This window comes from Aeromonas sp. R3-1, from assembly GCF_040908345.1.
GTDB classification, from domain to species: domain Bacteria; phylum Pseudomonadota; class Gammaproteobacteria; order Enterobacterales; family Aeromonadaceae; genus Aeromonas; species Aeromonas veronii.
On sequence record NZ_JBFODN010000141.1, the window covers coordinates 1 to 16,432 of the forward strand.

General features: G+C 62.1%; 15 protein-coding genes. 6 read left to right on the forward strand and 9 right to left on the reverse strand.

The annotated features are described in order from the left end of the window. Nucleotides 1-40: 40 nt before the first annotated feature. Nucleotides 41-1,720, reverse strand: a complete 1,680-nt coding sequence (locus tag AB5Y85_RS08325) for a sigma-54-dependent Fis family transcriptional regulator (RefSeq protein WP_257687137.1) — start codon at nt 1,718-1,720, stop codon at nt 41-43. 236 nt (nt 1,721-1,956) lie between these two features. Here AB5Y85_RS08325 and AB5Y85_RS08330 point away from each other — a divergent pair, with 236 nt between their 5' ends. Then, nucleotides 1,957-3,474 (forward strand): aldehyde dehydrogenase family protein, encoded by a 1,518-nt coding sequence (locus AB5Y85_RS08330; RefSeq protein WP_257687138.1) that lies wholly within the window; start codon nt 1,957-1,959, stop codon nt 3,472-3,474. A gap of 80 nt (nt 3,475-3,554) precedes the next feature. Here AB5Y85_RS08330 and AB5Y85_RS08335 read toward each other — a convergent pair whose 3' ends face one another. Next, on the reverse strand, nt 3,555-4,340 hold the full coding sequence (locus tag AB5Y85_RS08335) for a helix-turn-helix domain-containing protein (RefSeq protein ID WP_257687139.1): 786 nt from the start codon (nt 4,338-4,340) through the stop codon (nt 3,555-3,557). A 233-nt stretch (nt 4,341-4,573) separates the two neighbouring features. Between AB5Y85_RS08335 and AB5Y85_RS08340 the strand changes: the two genes are divergently transcribed. Beyond that, nucleotides 4,574-5,473 (forward strand): DMT family transporter, encoded by a 900-nt coding sequence (locus AB5Y85_RS08340; protein WP_013724000.1) that lies wholly within the window; start codon nt 4,574-4,576, stop codon nt 5,471-5,473. Nucleotides 5,474-5,549: 76 nt separating this feature from the next. Here the strand turns inward: AB5Y85_RS08340 and AB5Y85_RS08345 are convergent, their stop codons facing one another. The 4 genes from AB5Y85_RS08345 to AB5Y85_RS08360 are packed head-to-tail and all read right to left on the reverse strand — an operon-like array spanning nt 5,550 to nt 10,725. Further along, a complete protein-coding gene (locus tag AB5Y85_RS08345; RefSeq protein WP_005338420.1) occupies nt 5,550-6,245 on the reverse strand; it encodes a response regulator in 696 nt (231 codons plus the stop codon). Between the two features lie 3 nt (nt 6,246-6,248). Next, nucleotides 6,249-7,817, reverse strand: a complete 1,569-nt coding sequence (locus AB5Y85_RS08350) for a sensor histidine kinase (protein WP_005358863.1) — start codon at nt 7,815-7,817, stop codon at nt 6,249-6,251. Between the two features lie 17 nt (nt 7,818-7,834). Further along, on the reverse strand, nt 7,835-9,385 hold the full coding sequence (locus AB5Y85_RS08355; protein ID WP_368221325.1) for an NAD-dependent malic enzyme: 1,551 nt from the start codon (nt 9,383-9,385) through the stop codon (nt 7,835-7,837). 23 nt (nt 9,386-9,408) lie between these two features. After that, nucleotides 9,409-10,725, reverse strand: a complete 1,317-nt coding sequence (locus tag AB5Y85_RS08360; RefSeq protein WP_043818893.1) for a 2-hydroxycarboxylate transporter family protein — start codon at nt 10,723-10,725, stop codon at nt 9,409-9,411. 987 nt (nt 10,726-11,712) lie between these two features. Between AB5Y85_RS08360 and AB5Y85_RS08365 the strand changes: the two genes are divergently transcribed. From AB5Y85_RS08365 to AB5Y85_RS08380, 4 genes are all read left to right on the forward strand, one after another. Next, nucleotides 11,713-12,225, forward strand: coding sequence for a MarR family transcriptional regulator (locus AB5Y85_RS08365; protein ID WP_005349886.1), 513 nt, complete (start codon nt 11,713-11,715; stop codon nt 12,223-12,225). Between the two features lies 1 nt (nt 12,226). After that, on the forward strand, nt 12,227-13,282 hold the full coding sequence (locus AB5Y85_RS08370; RefSeq protein WP_257687141.1) for an HlyD family secretion protein: 1,056 nt from the start codon (nt 12,227-12,229) through the stop codon (nt 13,280-13,282). Beyond that, nucleotides 13,272-14,369: a DUF2955 domain-containing protein gene (locus AB5Y85_RS08375; protein ID WP_197971561.1), complete on the forward strand. Its 1,098-nt coding sequence runs from the start codon at nt 13,272-13,274 to the stop codon at nt 14,367-14,369. Before AB5Y85_RS08370 ends, AB5Y85_RS08375 begins: the two co-directional genes overlap by 11 nt. A gap of 238 nt (nt 14,370-14,607) precedes the next feature. Next, the gene (locus tag AB5Y85_RS08380) at nt 14,608-14,964 is read left to right on the forward strand and encodes an MliC family protein (protein ID WP_005338437.1); all 357 of its coding nucleotides are present in this window, start codon (nt 14,608-14,610) and stop codon (nt 14,962-14,964) included. A gap of 56 nt (nt 14,965-15,020) precedes the next feature. Here the strand turns inward: AB5Y85_RS08380 and AB5Y85_RS08385 are convergent, their stop codons facing one another. From AB5Y85_RS08385 to nrdG, 3 genes are all read right to left on the reverse strand, one after another. Next, the gene (locus AB5Y85_RS08385; RefSeq protein WP_005349872.1) at nt 15,021-15,413 is read right to left on the reverse strand and encodes a TonB family protein; all 393 of its coding nucleotides are present in this window, start codon (nt 15,411-15,413) and stop codon (nt 15,021-15,023) included. Between the two features lie 176 nt (nt 15,414-15,589). Next, complete coding sequence (locus AB5Y85_RS08390) at nt 15,590-15,760, reverse strand: YqaE/Pmp3 family membrane protein (RefSeq protein ID WP_005338440.1); 171 nt, start codon at nt 15,758-15,760, stop codon at nt 15,590-15,592. Nucleotides 15,761-15,824: 64 nt separating this feature from the next. Next, on the reverse strand, nt 15,825-16,334 hold the full coding sequence (gene nrdG / locus AB5Y85_RS08395) for an anaerobic ribonucleoside-triphosphate reductase-activating protein (RefSeq protein ID WP_201947548.1): 510 nt from the start codon (nt 16,332-16,334) through the stop codon (nt 15,825-15,827). Between the last annotated feature and the right edge of the window lie 98 nt (nt 16,335-16,432).

Here is a 16,432-nt window from a genome sequence, read left to right on the forward strand (position 1 = left end):
ATGTGCGTCTTGAAAACGACCGGTGAGGGGGAGTGAGCACTCAAGGGGCTTCGCGCAGCGTCCGGTAGAGGGTGGTTCGGCTGATCCCCAGCTGGCGCGCGGCCTCGCTGACGTTGCCGCCGCATGCCGCCAGCGTTTGCTGCACCTGCCGCCGGGTTTGTTCACGCAAGCTGGTCGCCTCCCCCATCGGCAAGACGCCGGGCTCTGTGGCCACACTGGGCAGATGCAGGTGGGCGGGTTCTATCCAACCCAACCCCTCTGCCAGCACACAGGCCACTTCCAGTGCCTGCTTGAGCTGGCGCACGTTGCCGGGCAGCGGATGGGCCAGCAGCTGTTGCTCCGCATCGCGGGTCAGACGCAGGGTCCGGTCCATCTCCGCCAACAGTCGCTGGATCAGCCCCAGACGCTCAGCGGCAGGCCAACGGCGCAGCGGCATCAGCTGCTGGCGCCAGCCGCAGATCCGGTAATAGAGGTCTTCGCGAAATGCGCCACTCTGCACCATGGCCGCCAGATTCCGGTGGCTGGCACTGACCAGCCAGAAATCCACCGCCTCCGGCTTGTGACTGCCAACCGGCGTCACGCTGCGCTCCTGCAATACCCGCAGCAGTCGGGTTTGAGCCTGCAGCGGCAGTTCGCCAATTTCATCGAGCATCAGCATGCCGCCGTGGGCTGCGCGCAGATAACCCTGACTGCCCTGGCTGCGGGCACCGCTGAAGGCCCCGCCCACATAGCCAAACAGCTCGGCTTCCACCAGATCTGCTGGTAACGCGCCGCAGTTGACGCACACCAGTGGCTGCTCCCGCCGACTCGACGCTCGGTGCAGGGCCCGCACCAGATGCTCCTTGCCGCTGCCGGTCTCCCCCTCGATAAGCAGAGAAATGCCGCGCTCCAGCATCTTGAGCGGCACCTGCTGCGGATGTGGCATCGGGCTTGAGTGACCCGGCAGCGCGGTGCAGGAAGATGTCGCGTCCGCTTCTGGCACCAGCCGCAAGCCACGCCCCTCGCGCAGCAGTTGCCTGCCATCGAAAGGGTGTTGGCCGAGCCAGAGCCGGCCTGCCCGGTTGGCGCCGAGCAGTTCCCCCTCCTCTCCCAGCAACAGGCGAGCGGACCAGAGGCTCTGGGGCTCGAGATCCACCAGCCAGCCCGGCTGGCGTGCCAACAGCGCGTTTTCGAGGGTCATGGCCAGCAGCCGCACCGTGCCCAGCATGTCGCCATCGTGATGGGCAGCGTCGGTGGAGATATCGAGCACCCCGAGCAATTGCCCATCCGGCCCGAGCAACGGGCAAGCGCTGCAACTGAGGAAGCTGTGCTGGGCGAAGAAGTGCTGATTGCCGAGCACCTGTACTTCACTCTGCTCGGCCAGCGCGGTACCGATGGCGTTGGTGCCCTTGCTCGCCTCACCCCAGCGGGCGCCACTGCGCAAAAAGATACGCTCGGCATGGCGGGCGAACCCCTCATCACCACTGGCGGCCAGAATGGCCCCCTCACCGTCACACAACAACAGGCGACAAGGGCGACCCGCCAGCAGCTGGGCAAACAGCGGCAGCACGAAGCGCTGGAAGCAGGCGATCAGCGCCCTGTGCTGCTCCTGACGGGCCGACAACTCCCCCCGGGGCAGCAAGTCCAGATCGGCGCTCTGCTGGCGGCTCAGCCCCTGATGCAGGCAGCGCTGCCAGGAACGCTGGATCGGACCGGGACCGGGTTGAAGTGACTCACTCATCACGCCTCCTGTTCACAAACAGCACGACTGTCTCGGCCACTGTCCAGAAACGGTACAGTTTTATCGCAATAGCCGTGGTCATTGGTTAACCAAGATACGCTGCCACACCCCATTTTATAACGTTTTTGTAACCTTCTATCTACTGGTCAGACCCTTTGGCACGCCCCTTGCGATATCAGCTGGCAACCGGTCTGTCAGCCAGCCCGGTCAGGATCACACACTTAAAGGATGATGAGATGATTTATACCGCTCCCGGTCAGGCAGGTGCCCTGGTCAGCTTCAAGTCCCGTTACGACAACTTCATCGGTGGTGAGTGGGTGGCACCTCGCGCCGGCCGCTACTTTGAAAACATCTCGCCAGTGGATGGCAAAGTATTCTGCGAGGTCGCCCGCTCCGACGCCGCCGATATCGAGCTGGCGCTGGATGCCGCCCACAAGGCGTTCTCCAGCTGGAGCAAGACCAGCGTCACCGAGCGCAGCAATCTGCTGCTGCGCATCGCCAATCGCATCGAGCAGAACATCGAGCGACTCGCCATCGCCGAAACCTGGGAGAACGGCAAGGCGGTGCGCGAAACTCTAGCCGCCGACCTGCCGCTGGTGGTGGATCACTTCCGCTACTTCGCTGGCTGCATTCGTGCTCAGGAGGGCTCGGCCGCCGAGCTGGATCAGAACACCGTCAGCTACCACTTCAAGGAGCCCATCGGCGTGGTCGGCCAGATCATCCCGTGGAACTTCCCGCTGCTGATGGCTGCCTGGAAGCTTGCCCCGGTGCTGGCGGCGGGTTGCTGCAGCGTGCTCAAGCCCGCCGAGCAGACCCCGGTCACCATCATGCTGATGATGGATCTCATCAAGGACATCCTGCCCCCCGGCGTAGTCAACGTGGTCAACGGCTTCGGCGCCGAGGCAGGTCAGGCGCTGGCCACCAGCAACCGGATCCAGAAACTGGCCTTTACCGGTTCGACCGAAGTGGGCGCCCATATCCTTCGCTGCGCAGCCGACAAGCTGATCCCCTCCACCGTGGAGCTGGGGGGCAAGTCCCCCAATATCTACTTCGCCGACGTGATGCAGCACGAGAGCAGCTACATCGACAAGGCGGTAGAAGGGATGCTGATGACCTTCTTCAACCAGGGGGAAGTGTGTACCTGCCCCTCCCGCGCGCTGGTGCAGGCCAGCATCTATGACGACTTCATGGACAGGGTGCTGGCCCGTGCTCGCACCATAGTGCAGGGTAACCCCCTCGATACCGCCACTCAGGTGGGAGCGCAGGCGTCCCGCGAGCAGTTCGACAAGATCCTGGGCTACATGGAGATCGGCCGCAGCGAAGGGGCCAAGATGCTGATCGGCGGCGGCCCGGCCAAGGTGAACGGACTGGAGGGGGGGTTCTACATCCAGCCCACCATCTTCTCCGGTCAGAACAAGATGCGGGTGTTCCAGGAGGAGATCTTCGGGCCGGCACTCGGGGTCACCATCTTCAAGGACGAGGCGGATGCTTTGGCCATTGCCAACGACACCCAGTACGGGTTGGGTGCGGGCCTGTGGACCCGCGACAGCAATCTGGCCTGGCGCATGGGGCGTGGCATTCAGGCTGGCCGGGTCTGGGTCAACTGCTACCACGCCTACCCGGCACACGCCGCCTTTGGCGGTTACAAAAAGTCGGGGATCGGGCGCGAGACCCACAAGATGATGCTGGACCACTACCAGAACACCAAGAACCTGCTGGTGAGTCACGACATCAACCCGCTCGGCTTCTTCTAGCGCAAGCAGACGTCATCAGAAAGGGCGCCTGCGGGCGCCCTTCTTGTTTTGCTTCATCAGATGACATGTCCGGCGATTTGTTATCGGGCTGACTGTAGGCGATAACGCTGGGGGGAGCAGCCCAGCTCCCGGTTGAACATGGCGATAAAGGCCGAGGTGGAGCCGTAACCGAGCCGCCAGCTGATCTCCTGAATGGGCATGTCCCCCTTGAGCCAGGCCAGCGCCTTGAGCAGCCGCAACCGCGCCCGCCACTGACCGAAGCTCATCCCCAGCTCCCGCAGGCAGCGCCGCGCCAGGGTGCGCTCTGTGGTATGCAGTTGTCCGGCCCACTGGGCCAGAGTTCGGGGATCGGCAGGATCGCTGTGTAAGGCCGCCAGCATGGGAGCCAGCAGCTTGTCCTGACTCATCGGCAGGTAGCTCTCCTGACAGCGGGTGCGCGCCAGTCGCTCCACCAGTAACTCGGCCTGACGCTGATCCCACTCATCCGCCATATGGCTCACCCGCCGTTCGCAAAAATCGCTCAGCAGGGCGCGAATAAGTGGGGTAAGCAGCAGCAATCTGGGCTCTGGCGGCAGCTTGGCCGCCAGCTCGTGGCTGACGTAGATGGAGGTATAGTCGAGGGTCTGCTCGTTGTAGGAGGTGTGGTCGAGACCCGCCGGTACCCAGATAAGGTAGTCGGCAGGGGCCACCAGTCGCTGATCCCCCAGCTCTATCTCCATGATCCCCAGGCTGATCATGTTGAGCTGGCCCCAGGGGTGGGAGTGCAGCACGGTCGCGCTGTCGGCCAGCATCTGCTGGTAACTGAAATAGAGCGGATTGGGAGCGGGCAGAACGACATCTACCGGCTGAAAGTGGTGAGTGGCCATCAGCGCCCCTTGTCAGTGAGAGAGAGGAGCAGGCGTGATGCAACGCCCTGTTGGCTCGGTCTCCGGCACAGGTCAAAAGCAGCAATCAGTTGCGGGCAGACGCAGCCCGTGTGGGCCGGAATAAGGTGCATCAGAAAGAGTTGTCTTTTCTGCTGGGTCATCTGTCTGTTTTACGCTACTTGATAATATAAAGACAAGGGTAGACTTGGCCCCCTGTTAATAAGGAGCCTCTGATGCGAATCTTTTCCCCTCTTCTCTTTCCGCTGATGGCGGTGCTGATCTGGGCTACCAATACCGTGGTGTCCAAGGCGGCCGCCAGTGTGCTCGACCCCGCGGCTATCTCCTTCTATCGCTGGGTGATCGCCGCCCTGGCGCTGACCCCCTTCTGTCTGCCCACCCTCTGGCGGCGACGCAGTGAGGTTCGACCCTGGCTCGGCAAGCTGCTGGTGCTGGCGGCCCTCGGTATGGTGCTCTACCAGTGTCTGGCCTACTACGCTGCTCACAGCACCTCGGCCACCAATATGGGGGTGATCGGCTCCCTGATTCCGCTGCTCACCCTGCTGCAAGGGGCGCTCTTCTTCGGCCAGCGTCCCGGCAAACAGGCACTGCTCGGCATGAGCCTCTCCCTGTTCGGGGTGCTCTGGCTGCTTGGCAAGGGCGAACCACTGGCCCTGCTCCACAACGGCATCAACCCGGGGGATGGCATGATGTTGCTGGGCTCCGCCAGCTACGCCCTTTACGGCCTATTGATCCGCCGCTGGCACCTGCCGTTTGGCCCCTGGCTCAACCTCTACATGCAGATCCTGCTGGCGGTACTGCTGCTGGTGCCGCTCGCTCTCAGCGCAGACTCGATGGCGGTGCCAGCCGAAGGATGGGGACTGGTGCTCTTCGCCGGGCTTGCCTCCTCCCTGCTGGCGGCTTACTGCTGGATGCGCGGCCTCGCCTGCATGGGCGCCGAGCGCACCTCGGTCTTTATGAACCTGATGCCGCTCTGTACGGCGCTGATCGCCGTCGTCGGCCTGGGCGAGCCGATCCATGGCTACCACCTGCTGGGTGGCGGGCTGATCCTGGGCGGGGTGATGGCCTCCCAACTGAAGGGGCGTGCGCCGGTAGCCGAACGGGAAGCCGCCTGAGAAAGAACATCGTCCGGAAACAACAAGGGAGCCCATGGCTCCCTTGTTGTTTCTGCAATGCACGCCAGTGCGCATCTCAACCGGCCCGGCGCCAGCGGTAGCGCCGCTCCGGCCGCCCCCGCTGACCATAGTTGAGATCCACATCCACCCGGTCTTCCGACTCCAGATACTCCAGATAGCGGCGCGCCGTGGTGCGGCTGAGGGAGAGCCGCAGCGCCACCGTGTCGGTGGAGAAGACGTTCTCCGGCTCGCCCGCCAGCAGATCCAGCACCTGACGCAGGGTGATGCTGTCGATCCCCTTGGGAGTGACGCGCATCTCCTTGATCTGGGAGCGCCCCCCCTTGCCCAGCAACTTGTCGAGATCTTCCTGCTCCAGCCGACCCCGCTCGCAGAGGCGGCTGTGCAGTTGCAGGATCTCGTCCAGACTCTGCTGGATGCGAAACAGCCGCAATGGTTTGATGACGTAGTCATGAACCCCCAGGTTGAGGGCCTGCTGGATGGTCTCCACATCCCGCGAGGCAGTCACCATGATGACGTAGGCTTCGCGGTTGTGGCTGCGCAGGCGGCTCACCCACTCAAGGCCGGAGCCATCGGGCAGGGAGACATCCACCAGCAGCAGTTGGGGCACCACACCTGCCATCATGGCATCGGCCTGGGCCAGGGTGCCGGCACGCCCCAGCAGGGAGAAACCGGGTGTCGCCGCCACCAGTTCTGACAAGATGGCACCGATCCGATCGTCATCTTCAATAACAAGCGTGATTATTGGGTCCATGGCTCACATTAATTGGTTTTTATTCAAGTAGATACCAAACAGGGTGGTCTGCTCGGCGGTTCGCCGCCATTCTATCACACCCTCGTGCCGACCCACGGTCTCCTTGACCAGGAACAGACCCACCCCGTGATCGCCGCTCTGGCGACTCACCCCGTAATCGAACAGGTGATCGGCCAGCTCCTCGTCGACTCCCTCGCCACTATCCTCCACCTCGATCACCAGTCGCCGCCCCACATCGCACAGGGAGAGCAGCACCCGCGGCGGCCGCTGCTGGCGGTTGCGCCAGGCTGCCTGCAGACCGTTATCCAGCAGGTTGCCAATGAGGGTGATGAGATCGGCCGAGACCGAGGCCGGATACTCCGCCAGCGCCGAATCGGGATCTAGCTCCAGGGTCACCCCCAGCTCGCGAGCCCGGCTGAACTTGCCGAGAATAAGCCCCGCCACTGGCTTGTTGTCGATCAGCCGCAGCAGCTCCTGCAGCATGGTCTGGCACGCTTCGTTCTCCTGCTGGATCAGCTCCACCGCCTGATCCACATGGCCCAACTGCAACAGGCCGGAGAGGCTGCTCAGCTTGTTGGCGAACTCGTGGCTCTGCATCCGCAGCATCTCGGCATACTGACGCAGGTGGGTCACCTGCACCCCCAGACTGGCGGCCACCTCTGGGCGGCTGAAGATCAGCAGCCGCCCCGGTGCCTTGCCCTGCACCGCCTGCCAGCGACCGACAAAGGACTCCCCCTGAATGGTGAAGCTCACCTCGCCCCCCTCCTGCTCCAGACAGGGGGCAAGGGGCGGCACCAGCTCCGCCAGCGACTGCCCCTGCAGGGCATGGCGCCCGGTGACCGGCAGCCGCAGCTGATAGCTGGCGGTGCTGTTGATCATGTTGATGTTGCCGCGGCCATCGAGGGCGATGACCCCTTCGGTGATGTGCTCAAGCACCAGATCCTGCAGGGTGAAGCGGCGCACGATCGCCTCCGGCTCCAGATCGAGCAGGGTCTTGCGCAGCAGGTATTGCACCCAGAGCGCCAGCAGCAGACCACACCCCAGCACCGCTACTATGGCGCTGATGAGCAGGGCCACCCGCTCCATATAGATGCCCTCCACCTGCTGCATCAGATAGCCCACCACCACGGCCCCCATGACGCGCCCATCCCCACCCACCACCGGGGAGAAGCAGCGGATCGCCGGCCCCATGGTACCCCTATCCTTGGAGCAGTAGCTGCGCCGCTCCTGCAGCGCGGGCCAGATATCCTCGCCGCGAAACTTCTGCCCCACCAGATCGGGGTTGGGGTGGCTGAGGCGGCGACCATGCTCATCGGTCACCACCATATAGGTGGCGTCGGTGCGGTTGCAGACCGCCTCCACATAGTCGCGCAGGGTAGGATCACTGCCCTGACGCAGAGCCTCAACCACCCGGGTATCGGCCGCCATCACCCGTGCCAGATCGCTCCCCTTATCCTGCAGATTGCTCTCCAGCAGATGACGGATAAAGAGGGCCAGCAGGCTGCCCAGAATGAGGATCAGCAGCAGGGAGAGCCCAAGAGAGAGGGTGACCAACTGGTGGCGAAGTTTCATGCACATACCTTAAAACGTCAGGACGCTGCCCAATAGTGCGGATGCCACCAGGTCTGGTCAATCAAAGGTGCCGGATCGCCGACAAAATCGGCCAATCCTTCCTCGCGGGCACAGAGCGCCACCGCTCTGGCGACGGCGCGGGCCACCTCTCCCACCTGCTCGATGGGGGGCAACAGCCGACCCGCCACCAGCGGATAGGCGCCGACAGCCCGCACCGCGGCCAGCAACATGCCATCGCTGATGCGGCGCGCCTTGACGGCGCACGCCCCGAGACCAATCCCCGGGAATACATAGACGTTGTTGCACTGGGAGACCACCCGCCGCTCCCCCGCCACCGTTACCGGCGCAAAGGGGCTGCCGGTGGCCAGCAGAGCGCGGCCATCTGTGGCAGCCCATACCTGCTCGGGGGTGGCCTCGGCGCTGCGGGTCGGGTTGGAGAGCGGCAGGATCACCGGCTGATCGCACACCTCCCCCATCGCCTGCAACACCTCGCGGGTAAAGAGGCCGCCCTGACCGCTCACCCCGATCAGCACAGCCGGGCGCACCTGACGGATGGTCTCCAGCAGTGAACTGCTCCCCTCCTCAACGGCGCGGGCAAACGGCTGTTGGGCACGAGTCAAGTTGGGACGATCGCTGCAGACCACCCCGTCCTGATCAAACAGCCAGACGCCGTCGTGACTCCCCGCCAGCTGGGCCAGCATGGCAGCGATGCCACAACCGGCAGAACCGGCACCGACGATCAGCACAGGGGCATCATTGAGGGCGGTCTCCGCCTGTTGCAACCCGGCCAGCACGCAGGCGGAGGCGACCGCCGCCGTGCCCTGAATATCGTCGTTGAACATGCAGAGCTCGTCCCGATAGCGGGCCAGCAGGTTGGCGGCGTGCTTGCCGGCAAAGTCTTCAAACTGCAGCACCACCTGGGGCCAACGCTTGCGAATGGCGGCCACCACCTTGTCCATAAAGTGGTAGTAGCTCTCGCCGTCGATGCGCGGGGATTGCCAGCCGAGGTAGGAGTCATCCTCCAGCAGCTCGGGGTTGTTGGTGCCCACATCGACGCAGAGCGGCAGGGTCCGCGCCGGATTGATGCCGCCAGCAGCGGAGTAAAGCGCCAGCTTGCCGATACAGATCCCCATGCCGCCGATACCGAGATCGCCGAGCCCCAGCACCCGCTCCCCATCGGAGATGACGATCACGTCCACCTCCTGCTCCACCGACTCGAGGATATCGTCGAGATCGTCCCTGTCATGCCAGGAGAGGTAGAGACCGTGACTGCGCAGATAGAGATCGCTGTGGCGCTGGCACGCCTCCCCCACCACCGGGGTGTAGATGATCGGCAGCAGCTCCGGCAGGTGGTGACGCACCAGATCGTAGAAGAGTACAGGGTTGTCCTCCTGCAACTGGCGCAGCAGCAGATGCTGGTCAAACGGACTCTGCATGGCGCTGACCAGTCGGTAGATCCGGCGCCGCTGCTGGGAGAGGGACTCCTCCTTGTGGGGCATGCGGCCTCGCACACCCTGACGCTTGCGCTCGGCATAGGGCAGGCTGGTGCCCATCATGATGTCGTTCATCTTGTTTGTTCCTCAATCCGGTATCAGGCGAGCAGGGAGATAAGAGCGGTGGCCAGGATCAGCATCACGGCGCCGCCTAGGCGAGAGGAGATCTGGGCAAAGGGCATCAGCTTCATCCGCTGGGCCGCCGAGAGCACGGCGACATCGCCGGTGCCCCCCATGTTGGCCATGCAGAGCCCGCCGGTGATGGCCGCCTCGATGGGATAGAAGCCGATCAGCTTGCCGACCAGCGCCGCACCGAGAGCCCCGCCAATCACGGTGACCATGACCAGCACGAAGTAGCTGATGGAGAAGGCGCTGATGAGCTCGGGAATACTGGTATAGGCGACACCGATCCCCACCAGCAGGGAGGGGGTGAGGTTGCTCACCACAAACTGATACCAGTCAGCTGCCGCCTGCTCATAGCGGCGCGGCAGCAGGCCACTCACCTTGATAAAGGCGACCGCCAAAATCATCAGGGCGAAGGGGTGCATCGGGATAAAGTTGCCAAGCAGGGAGCCCAACACAAACATGCTGGAGCTGATGAAAAGGCCCATACCCAGACTCTGCAGGGTCGGCGCTTCGGCCTGCTCATCGGCAATGCTCTGGCTATTCTCTTTGACCATCAGCTTGCCGTTGCCAGTCAGGGAGGGGTAACGGCGACCAAGGCGCGCCAGCAGGGATCCCACCAGAATGGCCAGGGTATTGGCGATCACGACCGCCGGTACCATGCGCGACAAGAGATCCGCACTGGACATCTGCATCGGGCCGGAGAGGATCTCCACCAGAGGCACCGCGCCAGCGCCCATGCCACCGCCCATGATGGGCAGACCGATCAGCAGCACCGCATTCTTGAAGCCATACCCCATCAGGGAGCCGACCAACCCCACGCTCAGCAGTGCCAGTGCGACGCCACCAAGAATGACCGGTAGGTAGCGCATGGCGGCATTTTTCAGCAAAGCGCCGCTCATACCGAACACCGAGCCTGTCACCAGACTGGCGATAAAGAAGTTGAGAAAGCCCCCCTCCTTCATGAAGTTGGTGATGACCTGCCCCGCCTGCACCGGCAGCAGCTGGTATTCGAACAGGGCGGCGCCGCCAAAGATGGCGAGGATGGTGCCACCCCCCAGGTATTCGCGGATCGGCATGATCCGCTCCCCCAGCTCGGTCAGCAGGGTGCCCAGCACAAACATCAGTGCCAGCGCACCGACCATGCCGAGCGGCAACGAGCCGTTCCAGCCGGAAAAGAGAACGCAGGTCGCCAGCCCCAGAAATATAAAGAGCGGCATACCGGCAATTTGTTGGCCGCCCATAAAGGCGGCCTTTTCTTGTGTGGTTTGTAGGGGGGAGAGGTTTTTCATTGTTATGTACTCTGCGTGTGATTGTGGCCGCTACTTTATTGATCCCCCTCTCCCCTGTCGGTTAGCCAGACTGCAAAGCCATATAAAAACATTAAAAACTTAAACATCATGGTGCCGCCAACGTGCGCTGCACAATAGAACACCAGACCATCGATGCCCTGCTCGACCAGGAAATTGGGCGATAAAACGAGCGAGCCCAATGGCGGATATTTGGGTGATCAGCAGTAATAACGATGCGATGACCTCTCCCCCTTAGGGGAAATAACAGGGCCAGATGACAAGCTCTGCGACCATTTATCGCCACAGATCCTGTGAGTGATAATCAGCGGGCAATGTCATCGTCATAACGCGAGCGCCACGGCTTGCCACATCAGGGTTTAAGTCAGCGTGCAGGAAGCACGCACGATGAAAAAGGGTGAGGAGAAAGATGCAAAAAGGGGAGATTGAAATAGTGATGAGTCAAGCCAGCGAATACCAGAGCACTGGCTTGAACTCACAAGGATCACACACGGTCAGGTCTATTCTGCCAACAGCAATGGAATATTGGCGGGGTCAAAATCATGACTGATATCGGTACAGCTGATAGCGCCTTCCCGATTCACGCCATGGTGTGACTCTGCACCATATTCCCCATCACTCAACAGCGCTTCAATTGCCAGATACACACATCCACTGTCATATCCATCCACAACCCGTTTCCCCCTTGTTTTATAACCTCATCAATATTAGCGGATAAAAAAAGAGCTGCTCGCTGAAGCTGAAAATTTCATGAAAATAATCGCCAGATATCCTCCATTCACGGCGCAATATCCGAAGCGGCAAAAGAGTCTCGAGTGGATCAGCCCCGAAAATAATATCAGGGTCTCGAATGCTGCCAACTCGCACCAGCGAAAGATCCGACCAGAAACATGATCCGCATCACACTATTTACTTAGCCTGCTAAACAAGTATGATAGTTAGCAGGCTAAGTACATTGAGGATGAGAAGATGACGGATCTGGAAAGGTTGCGCGAGCTGTCGCTCGCCGAGCAGATAGCGCGGATGCACCGGCTATGGCGTACTGCCGCCGACCTGGAGCTGGCTCCCCTTGGCCTCACCCATCCCCGCTGGACCGCGCTGTGGAAACTCTCCCGCATGGGGAACCATGTCAGCCAGAAGACCCTGGCCGAAGCCCTCGAGATAGAGCTCCCATCCCTGATGCGCACCCTGGGCCAGCTGGAAGAGCAGGGACTGATTGAGCGCCACTGCTGCAGTCAGGACAAGCGGGCCCGCATCGTCTGCGTGACCCCGGCTGGCCAGACCCTGCTCGATCAGATCGCCGACCGCATCATGAATATCCGCCGGGAGCTGCTGGGGGGCATCGATGAGCAGACCCTGCAGCTGTTCGAAGCCACGGTGCAGCGGATCTCGGCCAACGCCCTCAGCAAAATTGAACAACACCACGACCGACAAGCCGGAGGCGATACAAGTCCTCCCGAGACCGACACAGAGAGAGAATAAGATGACCCCGGATCAACAATTTACCCGCTGGATCAAATGGTCCATGGCGGGCTTTGCCACCCTGTTTGCCTATTTTCTGATAGCCGACCTGCTGATGCCCCTCACCCCTCAGGCGATGGCGACCCGGGTGGTCACCAAGCTGGCCCCCCAGGTGAGCGGCAAGGTGATCGAGGTCGCCGTTCACAACAACCAGCAGGTCAAGAAGGGGGATCTGCTGTTCAGGCTGGATCCGGCCCCTTTTGAACTGGCGGTGGAGCAGGCCCGCCTTGCGCTGGCGCAGGCCGTGCAGCAGAACAGTGAACTGGATGCGGCCCTGACCGCCGCCGTTGCCGAGATCAACGCCAAGGAGACCCTGGCCAGCCAGAAGTGGCGCGAGGCTGAGCGGATCGATGCGCTCTACCAACGTCACATGGTTTCGCTGCAACAAAAAGATGAGGCTGACAGCGCCCTGCGCAGCGCCCAGGCCAACCTGCGCGCCAGTCAGGCCAAACTGGCCCAGATCAAGGCCAGTCGTGGCGTGACCGGTGAGGACAATCTGTTGCTGCGCCAGGCCCGCAACAAGCTGGCGCAAGCGCAGCTGGCCCTCTCTTACAGCCGGGTCCACGCGGATCAGGATGGCACCATCACCAACCTGCAGCTCAAGCCGGGCAGTATCGCCAGCGCGGGCAGCCCGCTGCTGGCGCTGGTGTCGGAACAGGTCGATGTCATAGCCGATTTTCGGGAGAAGAGCCTGCGCCATGTCGGCGAGCAAACCCGCGCACTGGTGGCCTTCGATGGCGAGCCGGGTCAGCTCTATCCTGCCCGGGTAAGCAGTCTGGATGCCGGAGTGAGTGCCGGTCAATTTGATGCCAATGGTCGACTGGCCGCGCCGGTGGAGTCTGATCGCTGGGTACGGGATGCCCAGCGGATGCGGCTGCACCTCGAGCTGGAGCAGCTCCCCGATCATCTGCCAGCCGGGGCGCGGGCCACAGTGCAACTGCTGCCGGACAATGCCCTGACCGCCATGCTGGCACGGGGCCAGATCCACCTGCTCAGCCTGCTCCATTATGTCTACTAACCACGCCACTCATCCGTCGGCCAATACCGCCCCAGCACACCCCGCCGGTGGTGCTGCCACCCACCTCTGGTATCGGCCCCTCACCGGCAACGAGCTGCGCCAGTGCCTGCGCATCGCCTTTGGCTGCACCACGGGCTTTCTGCTCTGCAAGCTGTTTGGCTGGAATTACGGGGTCTTCTATACGGTCACACCGGTGCTGCTGCTGGGGATGGTGCCGGTGATGAATGGCCATGCCGCACGCCAGCTGATCGCGGCGGCGGTGGTCTGTGGGGTGGAGGTCGGGCTGCTGGGGGGACTGTTTGGCAGCCATCCGGCGCTGATGACCCCTATCGCCTTCCTGCTGTTTCTCTACCGCTTCGCCGCCATGTCGCGGGGCAGCCTGTTTCTGTTCGGGGCCAACGGGGTGCTGAGCCTCAGCATCATGCTGCACTTTGCCAGCTATCCGCAGACCGACCTCAACGACCTGATCCTCAACAATATCTGGGCGAGCGTGCTGTCGGTGCTGATCGCCTACCTGATGACCATGCTGATCCCGGATGTGGAGGCCAGACCCAAGCCAGCCTCGGCCCCCAAGGCACCGCACCGGATGCGTCATGAAGCCCTGCTGGGTGCCACTGTGGCCACCCTGTCGTTTCTGGTATTTCAGGTGTTTGACCTGCGCGACTCCATGTCTGCCCAGGCCACGACCTTGCTGGTGCTGTTCCCCATGCACTGGAACGGTGCGCTGAGTTATGCCCGTAAACGGGCGATGGGTACCTTGCTGGGGGTCACCTTCGGCCTGCTCGGCCAGCTGCTGCTCTATGACTGGTCAGGGCAACTGCTGCTGGTCGCTCCACTGTTGTGGCTCGGCGCCATGCTGTTCAGCCATGCCCACGTCAAGGAGGCAGGCGGCTCGGGGGTCGGCTTTGGCGCCCTCACTACCCTCGGCATCCTGTTTGGCCAGTACCTCACCCCGGGCAACGATCTGGTGTTCAGCGCCCTCTACCGGGTGAGCAGCATCCTGTTTGCCATCGTGGTCACCCTGCTGGCCTGCTACCTCGTCCACCGGTTGCTCAACCGCTTCGAGGCGACCCGCTTCGGTTATTGATCTCCTGTTGTAAGCACTGTTGTCAGCCCATGGATGAGCTCTCTTTCGCCCCGTCGCCTGCCGGGGCGTTTTTTTGTCTTCCGCGTTTACTCCTACCTCGCCATCCCTGTCGCAAATTAGAAGTACCTCCGAGGCAGGCAGGCCGGACAGCCAGCGACGCACCGAATGGCCGTGCGGATTGCACAATAACGGCAACCTGTTAGGCTCACGCCCGTATGACACCAATGGAGCTGTAATCATGAATAAGGTACATATGATGGCCGCTGGTGCGCTGGCCCTCGGCCTGCTCGCTGGCTGCAATCAGGGCAATACCCTCTCAGTCACCGGTGGCGAACCGGTCAGTTACCAGTGCGAGCAGGGCAAGAAGGTGCAGGTGCGCTACTTCTCTCTCTCCGACGAGAGCCTCAACTTTATCAAGCTGTCACTGCCGGACGGCAAGGATTACACCCTGCCCCAGGCCATTTCGGCCTCCGGCGCCCGCTATACGGACGAACATGAGGCCGTTTGGTGGAACAAGGGGGATGAGGGCTTTGTCGAGCTTCGGGATCAGGATGGCGAGTGGCAGACCGCCTACAACGACTGCAAACAGCAATAAACGTGACCCCGGCCTGGCCGGGGTCTCTCTTTCTCTGCCATCAGAGTGGTGGGGGATCAGTTGATCTCGATCTCGAAGCGGTTGGTTACCTCGACCGGAATGGCATCCGGGTTGCCCTCTGCCGGGCTGTAGCGGATCCGCGAGAGGGTCGCCAGCGCGCTCTGCTCCAGCTCGCCGGGGGGCTCGGCCGCCACCACTTCCGGCTTGACCGGCGTGCCGCTGGCGTCGATTTGATAGCGCACTTCCACATACCCCTTGACCGGTTTGGCTGGCAGGGCGGGCTCGTCATTGCCAAGCCATGACCACTGCTTCTCCTGAACCCAGTAGCTGGACAACTGCTCGAGAGGGATAGCGATCGGAGCGCGTTCGTGCGCCACCTCCTGACGGGATGAGCACCCCAGCAACAGTGTCACTGCCAGACCTGACCATACTGCGACTTTCCAATTCATGTAACGCTCCTTGTTCTTTGCCGGTGCTTGTTGCCGGACTGCAGGGCGCTCAACGCGGCCCGCTTGGTCAGTCACCCATCCTAACGAAAAAGTATTCGTATGAACATGAACAAAAGGGCCAACCCCGAGAGGTTGGCCCTTTTATCGTCAATAAGCTCACTAACCATACGCTGGCATCAGCCGCGCTTGTCGCTCACCACCAACCAGAGCGCATGGACCATGCCCGGCAGACCGCCCATCAGGGTCAGCACTATGTTGATTAAAAAGTGCAGGCTAAAGCCCACCTGGATAAACGCGCACACAGGGGGCAGGAAAATGGCCAGCAGGATCTTGAGCAGATTGTTCATCTCGGCTCTCCTCTTCAAGAATGTCGTCAGGATTGGAATGGGCTAACCATAAACATCCCGGACTTCAACTGCAAACCAGACAGGGAATTCGCTCACCCGCATCACGCCAGGCGTTGAGGTCGTGGATCTGCTGATTGCTGCTGCCACGCCAGAGCAGGCCCGGATCTGCCAACGCCTTTTCATACTTGCCATCCACCAGCACATCCAGCAGGGCGACCAGCTCGCGCTGGGCCTCTGACAGTTCGCCGAGCAGATAACCGGTCCAGCACCAGATATCCTTGCCCGGACACTCGGCGCGCACCCGTTTCACCAGCGCCAGCACGTGGGGCACGTTGGCCGGGTGGAGCGGATCGCCGCCGGAGAGCGACAGACCTCGCCGTTTGATGCGGCTGTCGTTGAGGTCGCTAATGATGCGATCGCTCATCGCCTCATCGAACGGCTTGCCGCCATCGAGCCGCCAGGTGCTCTGGTTGTAGCAACCCGGGCACTGATGCTCACAACCGGAGACAAACAGGGTGGCACGGGTGCCGGGGCCGTTGATCACATCGACCGGGTAGTATTGGTGGTAGTGCATCGCTTGTTTCCTGCCTCGTTCACGGGACAGCGGCATAACTGCCGCCCTCCAATGAAAATGGCCCCTTGAGTCAGGGGCCAGCTCTTCATCGCTTGTGC

Coding starts and splice junctions, on each gene's coding strand:
- AB5Y85_RS08335 (WP_257687139.1), bottom strand. CDS start 4,340: ATGGCCACTCACCACTTTCAGCCGGTAGATGTCGTTCTGCCCGCTCCC.
- AB5Y85_RS08340 (WP_013724000.1), top strand. CDS start 4,574: ATGCGAATCTTTTCCCCTCTTCTCTTTCCGCTGATGGCGGTGCTGATC.
- AB5Y85_RS08370 (WP_257687141.1), top strand. CDS start 12,227: ATGACCCCGGATCAACAATTTACCCGCTGGATCAAATGGTCCATGGCG.
- AB5Y85_RS08345 (WP_005338420.1), bottom strand. CDS start 6,245: ATGGACCCAATAATCACGCTTGTTATTGAAGATGACGATCGGATCGGT.
- AB5Y85_RS08360 (WP_043818893.1), bottom strand. CDS start 10,725: ATGAAAAACCTCTCCCCCCTACAAACCACACAAGAAAAGGCCGCCTTT.
- AB5Y85_RS08330 (WP_257687138.1), top strand. CDS start 1,957: ATGATTTATACCGCTCCCGGTCAGGCAGGTGCCCTGGTCAGCTTCAAG.
- nrdG (WP_201947548.1), bottom strand. CDS start 16,334: ATGCACTACCACCAATACTACCCGGTCGATGTGATCAACGGCCCCGGC.
- AB5Y85_RS08325 (WP_257687137.1), bottom strand. CDS start 1,720: ATGAGTGAGTCACTTCAACCCGGTCCCGGTCCGATCCAGCGTTCCTGG.
- AB5Y85_RS08385 (WP_005349872.1), bottom strand. CDS start 15,413: ATGAATTGGAAAGTCGCAGTATGGTCAGGTCTGGCAGTGACACTGTTG.
- AB5Y85_RS08390 (WP_005338440.1), bottom strand. CDS start 15,760: ATGAACAATCTGCTCAAGATCCTGCTGGCCATTTTCCTGCCCCCTGTG.
- AB5Y85_RS08380 (WP_005338437.1), top strand. CDS start 14,608: ATGAATAAGGTACATATGATGGCCGCTGGTGCGCTGGCCCTCGGCCTG.
- AB5Y85_RS08375 (WP_197971561.1), top strand. CDS start 13,272: ATGTCTACTAACCACGCCACTCATCCGTCGGCCAATACCGCCCCAGCA.
- AB5Y85_RS08365 (WP_005349886.1), top strand. CDS start 11,713: ATGACGGATCTGGAAAGGTTGCGCGAGCTGTCGCTCGCCGAGCAGATA.
- AB5Y85_RS08350 (WP_005358863.1), bottom strand. CDS start 7,817: ATGAAACTTCGCCACCAGTTGGTCACCCTCTCTCTTGGGCTCTCCCTG.
- AB5Y85_RS08355 (WP_368221325.1), bottom strand. CDS start 9,385: ATGAACGACATCATGATGGGCACCAGCCTGCCCTATGCCGAGCGCAAG.